At 37.2% G+C, this 17,816-nt stretch carries 15 protein-coding genes; all 15 read left to right on the forward strand.

Features of this window, described 5'->3' with window-relative positions:
• Window positions 1–33: 33 nt before the first annotated feature.
• The 15 genes from DW769_RS14235 (at window position 34) to DW769_RS14315 (ending at window position 17,790) form a co-directional block, all read left to right on the forward strand.
• Window positions 34–3,144 carry a UvrD-helicase domain-containing protein gene (locus tag DW769_RS14235; protein WP_118750544.1) on the forward strand — a complete coding sequence of 1,037 codons (3,111 nt, stop codon included), beginning with the start codon at window positions 34–36 and terminating at the stop codon, window positions 3,142–3,144.
• 1 nt (window position 3,145) lies between these two features.
• Window positions 3,146–5,809 (forward strand): hypothetical protein, encoded by a 2,664-nt coding sequence (locus DW769_RS14240; protein WP_118750545.1) that lies wholly within the window; start codon window positions 3,146–3,148, stop codon window positions 5,807–5,809.
• Window positions 5,810–5,828: 19 nt separating this feature from the next.
• Window positions 5,829–7,580 (forward strand): SNF2-related protein, encoded by a 1,752-nt coding sequence (locus tag DW769_RS14245; RefSeq protein WP_118750546.1) that lies wholly within the window; start codon window positions 5,829–5,831, stop codon window positions 7,578–7,580.
• Between the two features lie 271 nt (window positions 7,581–7,851).
• A complete protein-coding gene (locus DW769_RS14250) occupies window positions 7,852–10,902 on the forward strand; it encodes an SrtB-anchored collagen-binding adhesin (protein WP_003060618.1) in 3,051 nt (1,016 codons plus the stop codon).
• A gap of 235 nt (window positions 10,903–11,137) precedes the next feature.
• Window positions 11,138–11,464, forward strand: coding sequence for a YdcP family protein (locus tag DW769_RS14260; RefSeq protein WP_003059926.1), 327 nt, complete (start codon window positions 11,138–11,140; stop codon window positions 11,462–11,464).
• A gap of 15 nt (window positions 11,465–11,479) precedes the next feature.
• Window positions 11,480–11,863 (forward strand): YdcP family protein, encoded by a 384-nt coding sequence (locus DW769_RS14265; protein ID WP_003062614.1) that lies wholly within the window; start codon window positions 11,480–11,482, stop codon window positions 11,861–11,863.
• A gap of 168 nt (window positions 11,864–12,031) precedes the next feature.
• The gene (locus tag DW769_RS14270) at window positions 12,032–12,619 is read left to right on the forward strand and encodes a helix-turn-helix domain-containing protein (RefSeq protein WP_003061262.1); all 588 of its coding nucleotides are present in this window, start codon (window positions 12,032–12,034) and stop codon (window positions 12,617–12,619) included.
• Between the two features lie 208 nt (window positions 12,620–12,827).
• Window positions 12,828–14,222 carry an FtsK/SpoIIIE domain-containing protein gene (locus DW769_RS14275; protein ID WP_003062524.1) on the forward strand — a complete coding sequence of 465 codons (1,395 nt, stop codon included), beginning with the start codon at window positions 12,828–12,830 and terminating at the stop codon, window positions 14,220–14,222.
• Window positions 14,223–14,405: 183 nt separating this feature from the next.
• A complete protein-coding gene (gene mobT / locus DW769_RS14285; protein ID WP_003062030.1) occupies window positions 14,406–15,602 on the forward strand; it encodes a MobT family relaxase in 1,197 nt (398 codons plus the stop codon).
• A gap of 13 nt (window positions 15,603–15,615) precedes the next feature.
• Window positions 15,616–15,750, forward strand: a complete 135-nt coding sequence (locus DW769_RS14290) for a DUF3789 domain-containing protein (RefSeq protein ID WP_003061156.1) — start codon at window positions 15,616–15,618, stop codon at window positions 15,748–15,750.
• Between the two features lies 1 nt (window position 15,751).
• The gene (locus DW769_RS14295; protein ID WP_003060793.1) at window positions 15,752–15,973 is read left to right on the forward strand and encodes a hypothetical protein; all 222 of its coding nucleotides are present in this window, start codon (window positions 15,752–15,754) and stop codon (window positions 15,971–15,973) included.
• 67 nt (window positions 15,974–16,040) lie between these two features.
• Window positions 16,041–16,460 (forward strand): nuclear transport factor 2 family protein, encoded by a 420-nt coding sequence (locus tag DW769_RS14300; RefSeq protein WP_003060053.1) that lies wholly within the window; start codon window positions 16,041–16,043, stop codon window positions 16,458–16,460.
• Window positions 16,461–16,550: 90 nt separating this feature from the next.
• The gene (locus DW769_RS14305) at window positions 16,551–16,847 is read left to right on the forward strand and encodes a hypothetical protein (protein ID WP_008687105.1); all 297 of its coding nucleotides are present in this window, start codon (window positions 16,551–16,553) and stop codon (window positions 16,845–16,847) included.
• The gene (locus DW769_RS14310) at window positions 16,766–17,269 is read left to right on the forward strand and encodes an antirestriction protein ArdA (protein WP_003062492.1); all 504 of its coding nucleotides are present in this window, start codon (window positions 16,766–16,768) and stop codon (window positions 17,267–17,269) included. The genes DW769_RS14305 and DW769_RS14310 overlap by 82 nt, the downstream gene beginning before the upstream one ends.
• 17 nt (window positions 17,270–17,286) lie before the next feature.
• Entirely contained in the window at window positions 17,287–17,790 is a 504-nt protein-coding gene (locus tag DW769_RS14315) for an antirestriction protein ArdA (protein ID WP_002323345.1), read from the forward strand.
• Window positions 17,791–17,816: the final 26 nt, after the last annotated feature.

The following is a 17,816-nucleotide window of genomic DNA, read 5'->3' on the forward strand; positions in this document are numbered from 1 at the left end:
TTCAGATAAATAGATAAAACGAGGGATTTTATTATGGCAAAAATGATTGATGAAAAACCATCCTTCAAAGGGGAAGGGAAAGTTTGGGATAAATTAAATGAATACTTGCCCAGTGATATGGTTGTGTATAACCAGAGAGAAATCAATGGTAGAGAGTATGATTTTTGTGTTATGGCAGAAAACCTTGGTATTGTTGTAATTGAGGTTAAGGGGTGGCTTGCTGAAAAGATTATAGTAAACGGTGTTGATAATATTGATGTAGAAGGTTATGAGAGGCCACAGACATCGCCCAAAAAGCAAGCGAGAGTTTATAGATTTGCCATACTCAATAAAATAAGCGAGAAATATAATGTAAGCCCATTGGTTTTAGACATGGTATGTTACCCATTTATCAGTAAAGCCGAGTATGAAAGTAGTCGTTTAGATATTATTTCGGAGGAACAATATACTATTTTTAAAGAAGACTTAGAGGATCGCGAACGGTTAAATAACAAAATAATCAATGTTTTTCAAGTCAATAGCGTTATTCCACATTCTGATTTTTCTTATGATTTAATGTTTCGCATTAGAAGAAGCCTAGAACCCGATATTAAAGAGAATGTTGAAGACGGCAAGGTGTTACCCTATTCGAAATTGTATATTATACCGGATATGCCTAATATAACAGAAGTTGAAGAGATGATTGATATTTATTTTATGGGTGTAAAAAGCATTATTTTTGTTGAGGATGGTGCTTGCTACAAAAATATTATTAGATGCTTAAATGACGGTTTAAGAAAACGTAACGTGGATTATAAAAAAAATAATTTATATTTGGGATATTACAAGGGAATTTCAGAAGAGAAAGATGATGATTGTTTTAGAATATTTAATTTTGAACTGTACCACATTGATTCGTTGGGGGCAAAATGTTCTGAAAAAATTGTTGTTAAAGAAGGAAAAGTAACACCTCAAGCATACGATGTGTTAAGAACGCTTTCAGAGTGTTCTGCATTCAATCTGCAGCAATACGAAGTAGAGCACGCATCTACTTTGCATGACATTTTAGTTGAGGCCGGGGCTGGAACAGGAAAGACATTTTCGATGGTCTCCAGAATTGCATATCTCTGTAATAAAGAAGTGGACGCTGTTTCCAATATAGCAGATGAGATAGCAATGGTGACGTTTACAAATGATGCAGCAATTAATATGAAAAAAAGATTAAAGCAAATGTTTGTGAACTATTTTGTATTAACGGGAAGAGAAAAATATCTCAAATTTGTAGAGGATATTGATCGTTCAAATATTTCAACAATCCATAAGTTTGCTATAGGAATTTTGAGAGGAGAATCCTTGTATACGGGACTGGGAACCAATTTTAGAATTACAGAAAATGAACATAAGAGAGGAAAAACCTATGATTTGTTTTTGGGTGAATTCCTGGAAGAAAAAGAATGTGAGAATGCAAATTTTGTAAATGAACTACCTATTCCAATCTATGATTTAAAAAAGAAACTTATGAGTATTGCGGATAGGCTTTTTGATAAGAGTATTAATTTGGAACAAATAAAAACATCCGAAATGGGCGTCACTGTTGATAATAATATTCCGTATTTTAATGAATTGCTTACAAGAGTTGTATTTCCAGCAGAAGAGTTGTATTTGGAAACATTGAGAGATGGTAACAATATTGACTTAAAGGAAAGCGTTATTGAATTGGAAAAAATATTGTCAGGGGGATGTGAAAAATTAGAAAATTTACATCTTAAATATTTATTCATTGATGAATTTCAGGATACTGATGACGTACAGATTGAAATATTTCAGAAGTTGCAAAAAAGCATCAATGCGGAATGCAAGTTGTTCGTTGTCGGTGACTTAAAGCAAAGCATTTATAGATTTCGAGGTGCTAAATTGAATGCTTTTCAAAAACTTCAGAATGGCAAGAAAAAGGAGTGGAGCCACCATAGATTAAATCGTAACTATCGTACAGATCAAAGACTACTCAGCCTGTTTGATGAAATATTTGCGAAAATGGGGAGTAAGAATATATTGCCATATTCTGGAAAAGCAGATCGGTTAGTGAGTGATGTTATTTCAGATGCAAAGGATGATGAATTGTTGGTTGAACTGCCTTGTCATGGCAAAGAGAATGAGAAGATTCTAGAATTGCTGAATGAAACTATTCTTTCAGAAGTTACAAAGCTAAAAGAACTGATGAAAAATAAGTCGCTTAGTAAAGAAGAACGAACAATTGCTATTTTGGTTAGAAGTAATTGGCAAGTTGAAAATGTTGTAAAGGCAGCGGCAAAAAAGAATATTAATGTGGAAATAAGCACTGGCGGCGATTTGTTTCAACTGCCATCAACATTGGATTTGTATAAATTAGTTTTAGCTATTAGCCATAATACTAGCCCGGTCTATTTGGTGAATTTTATTGAATCCAATTATACGGATTTGAAACTTGATTATCAAAAATTTCATTGTATGTCTGAGAAAGAAAAACTAAAAGAATTAAAAAATATATTAAATGCTTTCTTTGTAAAACGGATGAATATGAGTTGGGAAAGTGTTTTGAATGAGGTATATACGCAACCGGTTCTGTATGCATTAAAGAATATAATTGAATCTTTGAGACCTTGGGATAACTATACTCAGATTCCGGAGAAGAAGAGATTATACATTGCTAATCATGAGTATTTGATGGAGAAAATGATCAAATTTACACATGTAGATACATTGACATTGAATCAGATTATTGAATATCTTGGGATAAATATTTTGACCGGTCAGAGACAACTTTCAAGATCAGTAGAAGTTGACGATGAAGGTGTGCATGTGATTTGCAGTACAGTTCATAAATCTAAGGGGTTAGAATACGGAACGGTGATTTTACCATATACTTTCGAGGATATAAGCGATATAAAAAAGGTTAAATTAGAGACAAACTATAACGATAATAGTTTGTCGTACACTGTATTGTTTGAAAATGGTATTCGAGAAAGAAATTCAAATTACAGTGAGGGTAAGGAAGTCGATGAGCAAATTGCTGAAGAAGCCCGGATTCTATATGTTGCATTGACAAGGTCGATACGGAATTGCATTTGGATTAATAATATAGATAGTACTCCGCAAATTAGTTGGGGATCACTATTGGAGGGATAATATGTCAGTCATTATATACACATATCGCGATCCATATAAATTGAAAGAAAATAAAGAATTATGGAAGGAAATATCTTCATGTCCATATTTCTGTGCTGCGCAAACACTGGTAAATGGTCTGAAAGTGGTTTATGGAGCGGCTTTTCAAATAGGACGTGTTACTACCGTTAAAAACCTTACAGATGTTTTGTATGAGAAATGGAACGGAACGGCGTGTGCTGTTAAGCAGCATGCAGATATCGATAATATTATTGTTAATTCTTCGGATATTACAGGAATATCAAGAATAGAATTGGATAATGTAAAAAAATCATTTTTATTTAATAGGGATGAGGTTTTTACAAGTATACGTACAATGTTTGAATTGAAGATGGAGCCGCAAAATATTGTAGACAAATATTTAACACCAGAACAAAGATTTATAGTATCTGTTTATAAGAAAATTAGAGCATCTGAGAAGGTGAAAGATTTTTGTTTAGAGCAGGATTTTACAGAAGAGCAAATAAATAAAGCAATTATCAAAGCTATGACCACAGCAAAAGATAATTCTTCTACGAAAAATGAGATAGAAGTGGAAACACTGGATCACATTGTTATTCATGGAGTACATCAGTTTTCGCCACTGTTGTTGAGAGCTATTGAGGAGATAGCGAAATATAAAAAAGTAATTTTATTAATTAATTATCAGGAACAGTATAAAAATATATATCAGACATGGATTGATATTTATTCTGCATTTGACTGCGAGATACAAAATTTTGATGGCATTGAATATTATCCGGTAGATGTTTCGGCGGTAAGTTATGATGGAAATTTATTGGCTCATAACATAGGTAAACTTATAGGTGGACACAAGGAAGATATTTCTGTCAGAAAGCCCTACGAAATAATAGAGTTTGATAATACGACGGAATTCGCAAGTTACGTAGCTAAAGTATTTGAGGATGCAGAAAAGAAAGATCCAGAACATCCAATGAATGCAATGAAAGAACAAATTTACGCAGCAGATAGTTCTGTCAATGATATTTTGAAAGTATATTTTCCGGAACAGTTCGGAGAACGGCAATTCTTAAATTATCCATTAGGACATTTCTTTATCGCAATTGCCAATATGTGGGATTCAGAAACAAATGGCATTATTATTTCAGATATTAATGATATCAGAGAATGTTTAGGGGCTGGAATTTTAGCGGAGGCAACAACAGGAAGACTGGTGTCAACATTTGGCAAATTAGAGGCGCTGTTTGATGGATGTGCGTCAATTGATGATATGCTGTCCAGAATAAAGAAAGTGAGGAAAAATAAAAAATATGTCTCAGATGAGAAGAGGCAAGAGTATCTTGGACACATTTCTTATTATTCAGTTTCTTCGATTGAGTTAAAAGAGTTAGAAGAGGCACTTAATGAACTTGAAGAATTAGCTTCTTTCTTTTATGAAGACTTTGAAAAAAGACCAAGTAATTTTAGAAGATTTTATAAAAAACTAAAACAATATCTGCAAGAGGAAATCCTTGAAGAACGAGAATTGTCAGAAGAGTTTACTGATATAATCAGCAGGGTGTTATCTAGATTGGATGAGGTGGAAAATATTGATGCTTCCGCATCTTTTGAATGTCTTAAATCTACTATGTCATTGTACTTGGTTCAGGAAAGCAAACCAGGGAAAAGTGCCAATTGGATTGTTCGTAATTTTGAGCAGATTGATGGTGATGTGCTAAGAACTTATAAGGAAAGGGATAACAGCATATTGCATTTTGCTTGTCTAACGGATGAAGATATTAATTCTGTTAAGCAGAGAGAATTCACTTGGCCGTTAAATGGAGATTTCTTTGAAGTAGCACAAAATCCAGTTGACTGGAAATATCAGGTATACGTTAAAGGTAGAAAAGAGTATAAGAATTTTAAAAGATATGCTCTGATTTATGGACTAGAATTTAACAGGGGAAATTACAAACTGAGTTTCGTAAAGAGGGATGGAGATCAGGAAAGAGAACCATATTATTTGTTGAAAATTCTCGGGGTAAAAAAAGAGCGGAATATAGATAGAAGAATAAATCATAAGATGGAGCCACTTTCAGGCATACAGATTAAAAATGGTATTTCTGGAAAATATCAGAATTGTGATTATTATAGATTTAAGATATGTAAAAAAAGATTTTTATTAGAAAGCCTTGTAGAAGGGAATACAATATATAAAGATAATTTTTTACTTGCAAAGTATCTGGAAGTTTGGATAGAAAATGAAACAAAAGAGAGCCTGCAAGGACTTCCACATAGTGAAATTCTTCTTTTGGATAAACTGAATGAGTTGTATGATGAGCTAAAAAAGTATTTCCCATTTACGGTTAATATAAATAGAATTGATATCATTAATAATGTGAAAAATCGATTGAACAATGGAAAAGCTTTTCTTGTTTTATCAGAAGATGATCTGAAATTTATGATGATACGTGAATTGTTTATATGTAAGCAATTGAAAGATCCAAAGAAATTTAATCAAGACGTATTAAAAGATATGTTTCCAGATGTAAATCAGCAGAAAATAGAAGAAGAGTTGTCAGAAGAAAAATTAAAGAAACTTGGATTTGGTGGCAGTACCAATCTCTGGTGTAAATACTGCACAAATAGAGAAATATGTGTTGATTATTATGCATGCATAGAATAACGATAGGGGGAGGCCGATTATGTTAAAAACAAAGATGTATGTTAGATGTCCAGCGGATCAAGAGAGCATGTATGAACCACGAATTTTTGTATGCGGACAAATAATTAATATTGATGAGTTTAAACGGACTGTATCGGTCAAAGTTCATGATCCATTTGGGCATCTTCTATTTTTTGAAGATTTACCGAAGGGTGTTATAGAATTGCCATTAGGAAGTGTAGATAGATGCAGTTTTTTTATCGGATCGATAGTTGTGTATAAGGGATCCAGCTATAAAGTATTATCATGTCAAAAATGCAAAGATGATTATTATAAGTACTATATTCAAAACTTTGATGACACGAGTGTTGTTAAGGTGCCAGAGGCTGACGTTATAGCTGCTTTTAATAACGGTCAGGTAGATCCTTGCGTCCAGTTGAAAAATTATGAGTTCCAAAATCCAGCATGGTATCTTGGAAGGGCTGTTGTGGCAAAAAGTATGGATATTCTTGAAAATTCTATTTATGGTTTTAAAGAATTGGCTGGATCAAAAATATATTTAATGCCACATCAGGTTAATACGATTATGAGATGCCTGCAGGAGTCACCATGTCGATATATGCTAGCTGACGAAGTAGGCATGGGAAAAACAATTGAGGCTATATCAGTATACAAGATATATACTATGAATCAGAGTAATAAGAAGGCGTTGATTGTGGTTCCTCAAGTATTAAAAGAACAATGGATTTCAGAACTGTTATTGAAATTCAATATACCTAATGGAATGGGGAAAAATAATAATTCTGTAACAGTAAAAACATTACAGGAACTTAGTGAAAAGGATTTGTTTACTGATTGGGATTTTGTAATTGTTGATGAAGTGCATAAATATTTGTTTTCACAGAGTGAATATGAAAAGCTTCATAAAATAAGTACACTAGCAAAAAATATACTTTTATTAAGTGCTACACCGGTTCAGCAGAAAAAAGAAGAATATTTGGATTTATTAAGGCTCCTTTTACCGCAAAAATACAATTCCTTTAGTGTGGAAAAATTTGGAAAACTTATTGCTAAACAGAGTAAAATAATTCAAAAAACTGCTTTGATTTTAGATGATCTTGGAGATTTTGAAGAAGAAATAAACAGCCTTGCTGAAAGTGCACATGATTCTGAAGAATGTGAAGAATTGTTTGAGGAAATACATGAGGATTTAGAAGAGATATGTGATGAATTAGATGATGATAAATTGAATGAGTTATTGCAACAAATTAAGTATGAAAATGATGATTTAGGTGTTTATACAATAAAAGTTATTATTTCATATATATGTAGCAATTATCAGATTGAAAGTAATATCATCCGAAATAGAAGGAAAATCTTAGAGTCAACAGATGAAGATGTTCAACTGATGGCTAGCAGAGATTTGATTGAATTAACATATTTGACAGATAACGAAGGGAACCCGTATGAACAATTGTCATATAATGTTTTTGCTCATTGGATTATTAAAGGATTGGAGAGTGGCATACTAGATGTAGAACTAGATATAAAACCACTTTTATCCAGATTTTTTAGTTCACCTTGGGCTTTTTACAAGCAGGCTAAATCAAGCAAGATGGACGGGAGTATTTTAGATAATATTAGAAAATGGCTAGAATCAGAACAGTTCAATGTTGACCACATCAATGATATTTTGGATGATCCGGATAAATATGCAGATAGCTATGCTTCAAGATTGGTTATAGTAATAAATGCATTGTATGATGATTTTTGGTATAAAAAAACACAATAAAAATCTGATTATCCGCTAAAACACAGTATCTATCAGCATTTTCAAGGAAACAAACACATCAATTTACTACTTATTTACTACCATTGAATGAGCCTTGATACGCAAGTTTTCCTAGATATGCAAAGATATGGTACAGCACATCAGTATTGAAACAAGAAAAATTGAATAACTCATAGACTATGGAACGCCTAAAATGACGTTCCTTTTCTATTTTCAGCCGTTCATTATGGACGGTTATTTTATTACCAAAAATGAAAGGAGCATTAGATTTATGAAAAAGATGTTAAAACGATTGTGTACGGGCTTCTTAGCTCTTGCAACTGTCGTTACTGCTTTGCCGACTACACCCGTTCATGCAGAAAGTAAGCAATACTGGACGGAGTCAAAAGAGCGTGTCGGTATCGTTGAAAAAGTAATGAATGACGGTTCGATTGGTTCTACCTTTAATGAGGGACATTTGACCGTTGAGGGCGAGGACGCTTACTGTATCGACATTAACACAGACTTTAAGAATGGCTACAAGACCAGAGCTGACGCAAGCACCCGTATGAGTGCCGACCAGATAAGCGACGTTGCCTTATCTATCGAATATGTAAAACAGTACACAGACAGCCACAACGGAATAAGCAAAAACCACGCCTACCTTTTAAGACAGCTTGTTGTCTGGCAGAGATTAAGCGTACATCTTGGCTGGCAATGCGATAACGTGCGAGCTTCTTATGATGAAATTCCAAAGGCAACGCAGGACGAAGTTTTCGCTGGTGCAAAAGCCTTTGTCAAAGAGAATAAAGGACGCTATGAATGTGGCGGTTATATCTACTCTGGCGAGGGGCAGGAATTGGGACAATTCTGGGCGAAACTCAATGTTGGAAATGCGAAACTTCAAAAGACTTCCAGTAATACCAGCATTACAGACGGTAACGGGAATTACTCTATCGCTGGTGCGACATACGGTGTCTTTGCTGATAAGGACTGCACGAAACAGCTTGCCACCCTTACGACTGATGAAAACGGAAATACAGATGTCGTAGAGGTAACGGCTGACACAGTCTATATCAAGGAATTATCCGCACCAGCAGGATATAAGGTTGATACAAATATATATTCCTTAAAGGTTGAAGCTGGAAAGACAGCGACCTTGAACGTATCAGATACACCAAAGGTAACAGACACTTTGATTGAACTCTTCAAGATTGATATGGAAACACAGAAAGACAATCCGCAGGGGAACGCTTCTTTAGCAGGTGCGGAATTTACATGGAAGTATTATACTGGCTTCTACAATAAAGACAATCTCCCTGCCGAAGCTACAAGAACATGGGTTACAAAGACAATCGCCGAAACAGACAGCGACGGTACAATCCACTATGTTACAAAATTAGCGGACGCATACAAGGTATCTGGCGACAGTTTCTATATGCAGGACGGCAAAGCCGTTCTTCCACTTGGAACACTAACCGTAGAAGAAACAAAAGCTCCAAACGGTTACTTGCTGGACGGTGCATATATGCAGGCTGGCGATAAGTCCGAACAGATTAAGGGCTTATATGTAACACAGATTACCGAGGACGGCGACCTTGCCGTATTGACTGGAAGTAACCAGTTTTCTGTATCAGACAAGGTTATCCGTGGCGGTGTGAAAATTCAGAAACGAGATTTAGAAACGGGCGATACAAAACCACAAGGAAGTGCCACTTTGAAAGATACTGCCTTTGACATCATTTCCTTAAATGATAATGCGGTACTGGTTGAGGGCAAGCTATACAAGAAAAATGAAGTGGTAAAGACAATCCATACAGACATTGAGGGTGTCGCTTCTACGTCTGCTGACCTTTTACCTTATGGAAAATTCCGTATCGTTGAGAGTGAAGCTCCAAACGGATATTTGACAGACGGTGCAAAACCGATTGATTTTGCAATCACAGAGAATGGAAAAATCGTTGATTTAACCGACGAAGCCCATTCTATCTACAATCAGATTAAGCGTGGAGATATTGAGGGCGTAAAAATCGGAGCAGGCACACACAAGCGTCTTGCTGATGTTCCCTTTAGGATCACAAGCAAGACAACGGGCGAAAGTCATGTTGTGGTAACTGATGATAACGGGCAATTCTCCACTTCTTCTGACTGGGCTTCTCATAAGCATAATACCAACGCAGGAAAGACCAGCGAGGACGGTGTATGGTTTGGAACTTCTAAACCAGACGACAGCAAAGGGGCGTTGCCTTATGATACCTACATCATTGAAGAAATGCGTTGCGATAGTAACAAAGGCTTTGAGCTTATCCCACCTTTTGAAATCGTGGTATCAAGAAATAACCTTGTGATTGATTTAGGTACTTTGACTGATGAATACGAAAAAGAAATCTCTATCCATACCACAGCGACCAGTAAGGACGGCGAAAAGACAATCCTTGCAGGAAAAGAGGTAACAATCGTTGATACCGTCAAATTAGACGGACTTACAAAAGGCACAAAATATCAGCTCAAAGGCTGGCAGATGTTAAAGGAAGAAAACACCGAGCTTCTTATCAATGGAAAGCGTGTAGAAAATGACTATACCTTTATCGCTGATGATGAAGCTATGAAAGTGGAAATTACTTATACATTCAATGCGTCCGAGCTTGGCGGTAAAAATCTGGTAACATTCGAGGAATTATACGATTTGAGCAATCCAGAAGAACCCGTAAAAGTTGCGGAACATAAAGACATTGAGGACGACGGACAGACGGTACTTATCACAGAGCGTATCATCAAAATTCATACGACTGCTACCGATAAGGACGGCAACAAAGAGCTTGAAGCTGGAAAAGAGGTAACAATCATTGATACCATAACCTTAGAGGGCTTAGAAGTCGGCACACAGTACAAACTTGTAGGCTGGCAGATGTTGAAAGAAGAAAATGCAGAGCTTCTTATCAATGGAAAACGTGTGGAAAGTGATTACACCTTTACCGCAGACAGCGAAACTATGAAAGCGGAAGTTGCCTTTACCTTTGACGCTACTTCTCTTGACGGCAAACAGCTTGTAACTTTTGAAGAATTGTACGATTTAAGCAATCCAGACGAGCCGAAGAAAGTTACCGAGCATAAAGACATTGACAACGAGGGACAGACGATTACCTTTAAGGAAAAACCCGAAGTCCCAGAAGAACCAGAGAAACCCAAAACACCACAGACACCAGATACACCGCATAAAACAGACAGTCCAAAAACGGGCGATAACACGAACCTTTACGGACTGCTTGCATTATTACTAACTTCTGGTGCTGGACTGGCAGGTATCTTCTTCTGCAAACGCCGTAAAATGAAGAAATCATAAGGCGGTAACGATATGAGAAAAGAAAAATCACGTTCTCCGCCGATACCGTGTCGGCAGACTTCCGCTTATTCTGGCTTGTCTGCTACTTACCTGCAAGAACACGGATAGTCAAGGGTGCGTAAGCATTTATTTTACCCTTTACTATCTGGGGACTTGCTGGTACTTCCCTAACCGCCAGAATAAGAAATCACTATCAAAAACTTATCAAATATAGAAAGAAACGAGGTAAAACAATATGGAAATGAAATATGTCGTGCCAGATATGGCACAGTCTTTTGGAACACTTGAATTTGCAGGCGAAAGCGAGCCTATCTTTGAAAGAGATAAAAATAACCGCAGGGTCTTAGCCAGACGAAGCTACAACCTTTATTCTGATGTGCAGAAAGGCGAAAATGTTGTCGTGGAAATTCCCGTGCAGGCTGGCGAAAAGCATTTCAAGTATGAACAGAAAGTAAAACTTGTCAATCCGAAATTATACGGCAGAGGTTACGCAATTGGGGATATGGGACATACCGATTATGTGTTACTTGCTGATGATATTGTAGCAGTTGAAGAAAAGTAAAGGAGTGAAAATATTATGAGATTATCAAACGGTTTTGTTATTGACAAAGAGAAAACATTTGGAGAATTAAAATTTACAGCAGTGCGTGATGTATTCTTGCAGAATGAGGACGGGACACCGAGTACCCAGCTTAAAAAGCGTATCTATGATTTGAAGTGCAGTCTGCATGGTGGAATTATCCCCGTGTCTGTACCGCCAGAAGTACCAGTAAGGGAATTTCCGTACAATGCAGTTGTGGAGCTTGTCAATCCAGTAGCCGATACGGTATCACGAAAAACCTATACGGGTGCAGATGTGGACTGGTATGTAAAGGCAGAGGATATTGTGTTGAAGAATAAAGGCAATCAGAACGCAGGCAATCCACAGAACCATGTACCGCAAGGACAGATGAAAAAATAAATGTGAGCCCATATTTTTCTTGTAACTTATATATAGAACCGATATAATTAGTTGAAAAGTTCTGTTTTAAGCCATGTAAAACTATTTTGACAAGGGAAAATGGCAATGTCAAAGGCTTTTGACAGACAAAATAGCTATATTCATATACAATAAAGGAGAAGATTCAAGATGGATATTGGATTACAAATCAAAAAATTTAGGGAACAACAAAAAATTTCTCAAGAAGAACTGGCTCTTAAAATATTTGTTTCAAGACAAACAATTTCTAACTGGGAAACAAATAAAAGTTGTCCAGATGTTAAAAGTTTAATTACTTTATCTAATATCTTCAATGTGTCTTTAGATAATTTTATAAAAGAAGATATAAAGGAGATGAGGGAGATTGTAGAAAAAGCAACTATTAAAAAGTTTAATGTGATAAGTGTAGTTTTCCTAATTGAATTGATAGTCGTAGCCATAAGTGCCTATCCTTTATTTAGTATTAAGGGAAATATAGGAATTATTATTTGGTTATGCTTGTTTGCAATAACGCTCTATACGGCAAGTAAGATTGAAAAATTCAAAAAGAGCCATGACATTCAAACCTATAAAGAAATTTTGGCATTTATTGACGGAAAGCAATTAACGCATGATGAAACACAACAAGAAATAGGAAAAAGAAATTATCAAAAAATCATATTTGCATTCATTGCAGGTGTAATCGCACTTATTATATGTTTTGTTGTAATTTTTATTTGCCAGCATTTAACAAATTAAAAGGGAGGAGAAATCATGGAATTTTGGCTTATTATGATTGGCTTTATAGTTATGGGCGGAAGTTGTTCATTAGCAGGTACTTGGTGGGATAGAAAAAATAAAAAAGATAAAAAAGAAGAAAAGAAACAATAAAATTTACACTTTATTGTTGATTAAGCAGTTAGTCTTAGGATTGACTGCTTTTTTCATACCTAGAAAGGATTGATTTATGCGTATGATTTGGAACAAAGGACACCGTATCAGAGCCAGCGACAAGCACCTTGTCTACCACTTTTCCATAGGGACGCTTCTGTTTGTATTCATGGCGGTTCTTCTGCTACTGAACATCAAACAGCTCATGCGTACCGACTGGGAACATTTCAGCTTGTTAGAAAACGGCTTGACGCTTTCCCCTTACAACTTCATAACTGTGCTGATAGCGACTGGTGTTTGTGCATTGGTCGCTTTTCTGTATTACCGCTTCTGTTACGACAGTTTCAAGAAGCTATTGCACCGTCAAAAGCTGGCACGAATGATACTGGAAAATAAGTGGTATGAAGCCGATACCGTACAAGACAGCGGTTTTTTTACTGACCTGCAAAGCAGATCAAGGGAAAAAATCGTCTGGTTTCCAAAGATTTATTATCAAATGGAAAAGGGATTGCTCCATATCCGCTGTGAAATCACGTTAGGAAAATATCAAGACCAGCTTTTACGGTTAGAGGATAAATTGGAAAGTGGCTTGTATTGCGAGCTGACCGACAAGACCTTACATGACGGCTATATTGAATACACCCTGCTTTATGACATGATAGCAAACCGCATTACCATTGATGAAGTATGGGCAGAAAACGGCTGTCTTAGGCTGATGAAAAATCTTGTGTGGGAATATGACGCACTCCCTCACGCTTTGATTGCTGGTGGGACTGGTGGCGGTAAAACTTATTTTCTGCTGACGCTCATTGAAGCCTTACTGCATACCAACGCTGTCCTTTATATCTTAGACCCAAAGAACAGCGACCTTGCAGACTTGGGAACAGTCATGCCTAATGTCTATCACACCAAAGAAGAAATGATTGATTGCGTCAATGCCTTTTATGAGGGCATGGTACGGCGAAGTGAGGAAATGAAGCAACACCCGAACTATAAGACGGGCGAAAACTACGCCTATCTGGGACTTCCACCCTGCTTTCTTATCTTTGATGAATATGTAGCGTTTTTTGAAATGTTGGGGACAAAAGAAAGCGTGAGCTTACTTAGCCAGTTAAAGAAAATCGTTATGTTAGGGCGACAAGCAGGTTATTTCCTTATTGTTGCCTGCCAGCGTCCAGACGCAAAGTATTTTTCAGATGGTATCAGAGATAACTTCAATTTCCGTGTGGGACTTGGGCGTATCAGCGAATTAGGTTACGGTATGCTGTTTGGTTCAGATGTGAAAAAGCAGTTTTTCCAGAAGCGTATCAAGGGGCGTGGCTATTGTGATGTGGGAACAAGCGTCATAAGTGAGTTTTACACGCCTTTAGTCCCAAAAGGACATGATTTTTTACAGACTATCAGCTCTCTTGCACAAGCAAGGCAGGACGGGACGGCGACGTGCGAAGCGAAAGGCGACGGCACGGACTAGCCGTTGCTGGTGTGGCGTCAGCCACGCCAGCAGGTAAAACCCCTCGGTATCTAACAGAGGGGTACGTTTGCAAATAGACAATAGACAAAAAACATAGGAAACATAAGGCTTCTGGCATGGTTTTCTAGCAAAAATCGGCTGTGAAGTCGCCTTAAAAAACTTCACACTTTACAGATTGGGGGTATGGTTCTGAATGAAGAACAACGGATAAAAGAATTACGGGAGAAACGGATTGCTTACGGTATCTCACAAGGCAGGCTGGCGGTGGCTTCTGGTATCACAAGGGAATATTTCAACAAGATAGAAAGTGGAAAAATGAAGCCGTCAAAGGAACTTCTGGAAACTCTGCATAAGGAACTGGCAAGGTTCAATCCAGAAGTACCGCTTACCATGCTGTTTGATTATGTGAAAATTCGTTTTCCCACGCTGGATATACAGCACATCATCAAAGATATATTAAAACTGAATATCAATTATATGCTCCATGAAGATTACGGACATTACAGTTATACGGAGCATTATTCTTTAGGGGACATCTTTATCTATACGTCGGCTGACGAAGAAAAAGGTGTCCTTTTAGAGTTAAAGGGGCGTGGTTGCCGACAGTTTGAAAGTTACCTGCTGGCACAACAAAGAAGTTGGTATGACTTTCTCATGGACGCACTCATAGACGGTGGCGTGATGAAGCGTATCGACCTTGCTATCAACGACCATACGGGTATTTTGGATATTCCAGAGCTTGCGGAAAAATGCAGGAAACGGGAATATATCGGAAAGTCCAGAAGTTATAAGTTTTATCAGTCGGGCGAGCTTATCAAGCATAGAGAGGACGACAGAGAATATATGGGACGCACCCTTTATCTTGGTTCGCTAAAATCAGATGTGTATTTCTGTATCTATGAAAAGGACTATGAGCAGTACGTCAAGTTAGGGACACCGCTGGAAGAAGCCGACATTATCAACCGTTTTGAGATACGGCTTAGAAATGAACGTGCCTATTATGCAGTACGAGATTTGCTGACCTATTATGACGCAGAGCAGACTGCCTTTTCTATCATCAACCAGTATGTGCGGTTTGTTGATGAAGAAGCAGACAAGCGAAAAAATGACTGGAAACTCAATGACCGCTGGGCGTGGTTTATCGGCGATAACAGACAGAGCTTGAAGCTGACGACAAAGCCAGAGCCTTACACCTTAGACCGTACATTGCGGTGGGTACAACGGCAGGTAGCACCGACCTTGAAAATGCTGAAAAGGATTGATAAGGGAAACGGAACAGACTACATGAAAACTATCGAACAGCAGGCAAAGCTCACAGAAAAGCATGAAATGATAATCAAACAGCAGACGACCCCTGCAAAAGATTTAGTAGAAAGTTAGGAGTGATGAAAAAATGTGGGAATTATTGAAAGACTTCCTGCTGGTATCTGTTGGAACGGGTATCGGCGTAGCCTTGATGTGTATTTTAAGTGTTGGCAAAGGAGCTGACTATGAAATGAAGAAATTAAAAGAAAGCGAGGACAAATAACATGAATTTCGGGCAAAATTTGTATCAATGGTTTTTAAGCAACGCACAGAGCTTAGTGCTTATGTCGATTGTGGTTATCGGTATCTACTTAGGGTTCAAGCGTGAGTTTTCAAAACTTATCGGTTTCTTGGTAGTTGCCTTGATTGCTGTCGGCTTGGTATTCAATGCTGGCGGTGTGAAAGATGTACTGTTAGAGCTGTTCAATAAGATTATCGGTGCATAAAATTTTATTGTGGGGCTGATGTATGGGTGCTATAATGTGAAAAAAGAAGTAATCGAGGTGTTCTATTTTGAATGAGAGAGAAAAAATTATTCGTTTATGGTTTGATATGTGGTTGAAACAGCAAGACTTAGGAATAGATAAAATTTTTACAGAAGATGTTGTTTATACGGAAAGCTGGTGTCCTAAATATGAAAATCTTAAAACAGTAAAACATTGGTTTAATGAATGGAATACTCGTGGTAAAGTCATTATTTGGGATATTAAACAGTTCTTTCATAAAGAAAATCAAACTGTCGTAGAATGGTATTTTAAAAATGAAATGAATACGGGAAGCGTTGAAGAATTTGACGGTATTTCCTTAATTGAATGGACAGAAGATAACAAAATCAAATCATTAAAAGAATATGGTTGCAATCTGAATAACTATAATCCATATCAACACAGCGATAACCCTCAATTTAGAGATGAAAAAACAAACTGGTTTTAAAACTTAATCAAATTATATCCATATACATAAAGCAGTTAGTCTTAGGATTGACTGCTTTTTTCTTACCTAAAATCAGATTGGAGTGATGAAATGAGCGATATTTTTAAGGATATGCAGGCAAACGTCGGCTGTGATTATATTTCTAACCTGCCCTCTTACAAGCGTAAAGTGTGGCATGAAATGAAGCGATTACCGCTTACGAATTATGATATAAAACAGTTAGAAGATTTTTCAAAGTATGTGTTTGGTATGTCGTACCAGAGCTTAAAAGATGTGATGAAGCAACAGAAAGGACGTGAGGAACAATGCAGGAAACAAGGGTGCTGGTGGAAACGAGAGGAACAACTGGCGAAGAAACAATATCATACTGGTTCGACCTGCCGATAGATGTTGCCGAGTTTGAAGAAAAGTTAGGTATCGGTGCAGAAAGTGGGGATTATCGTATTATCGAAAAGGTGTTGCCTTATGCTGATGAAGTCCACGAACACACCAGCGTGTACCAGCTCAACGAATTAGATTTTATGTACCGCCAGCTTTCAAGTGATATGCAGGAAGAATATGTATCACTACTTACGGTGTTTGAAAATTTAGAAGCACTTTATATTTGCAGGAACGTGATTATTGTTTATCCCGACTGTAAAAGCATGATAGATGTTGCAAGGCAAAAGCTGATGAACGACCCGATGTTCAAGCATTTATCCGAGGACTGTCAAGAATACTACTTTGACTTTGAAGCCTACGCTTCTCACTTGCAGGAACACGGGAAATTTTTAGTAACAGAACACGGTATCTTTGAACTGCCAGAGTAGGAAATGAGGTGGTGCTTATGATTGATGATATGGCGGTTTATATTGCTAATCTTGGCAAATACAATGAGGGCTATTTAGTCGGTGCTTGGTTCACGTTCCCCATTGACGAGGAAGATGTGAAAGAAAAAATCGGCTTGAATGAACAGTATGAGGAATACGCTATCCATGATACCGACAACTTTCCCATTGCGATTGGCGAGTATGTTTCCATTGAAGAACTCAATGAGATGTATGAAATGATAGAGGAACTTCCCGACTATATTGTAGAGTGTCTGGACGAATTTATCAGCCACTATGGGACGCTGGAAGAAGTCGTGGAACATAAGGACGATATTTACTATTATCCCGACTGTGAAACCATGACAGATGTTGCCTACTACTACATAGACGAATTGCAGGCACTTGGGGACATTCCACCCAGCTTACAGAATTACATTGACTATGAAGCCTACGGGCGAGATTTGGATATGGGCGGTTGCTTTATTGAAACAAGCCGAGGTATGTGCGAGATACCATATTAACGCTGGAAGATCAGCGACAAGCATTG

The sequence above is a fragment of the Blautia sp. AM29-29 genome (assembly GCF_003480555.1).
GTDB lineage: Bacteria > Bacillota > Clostridia > Lachnospirales > Lachnospiraceae > Fusicatenibacter > Fusicatenibacter saccharivorans.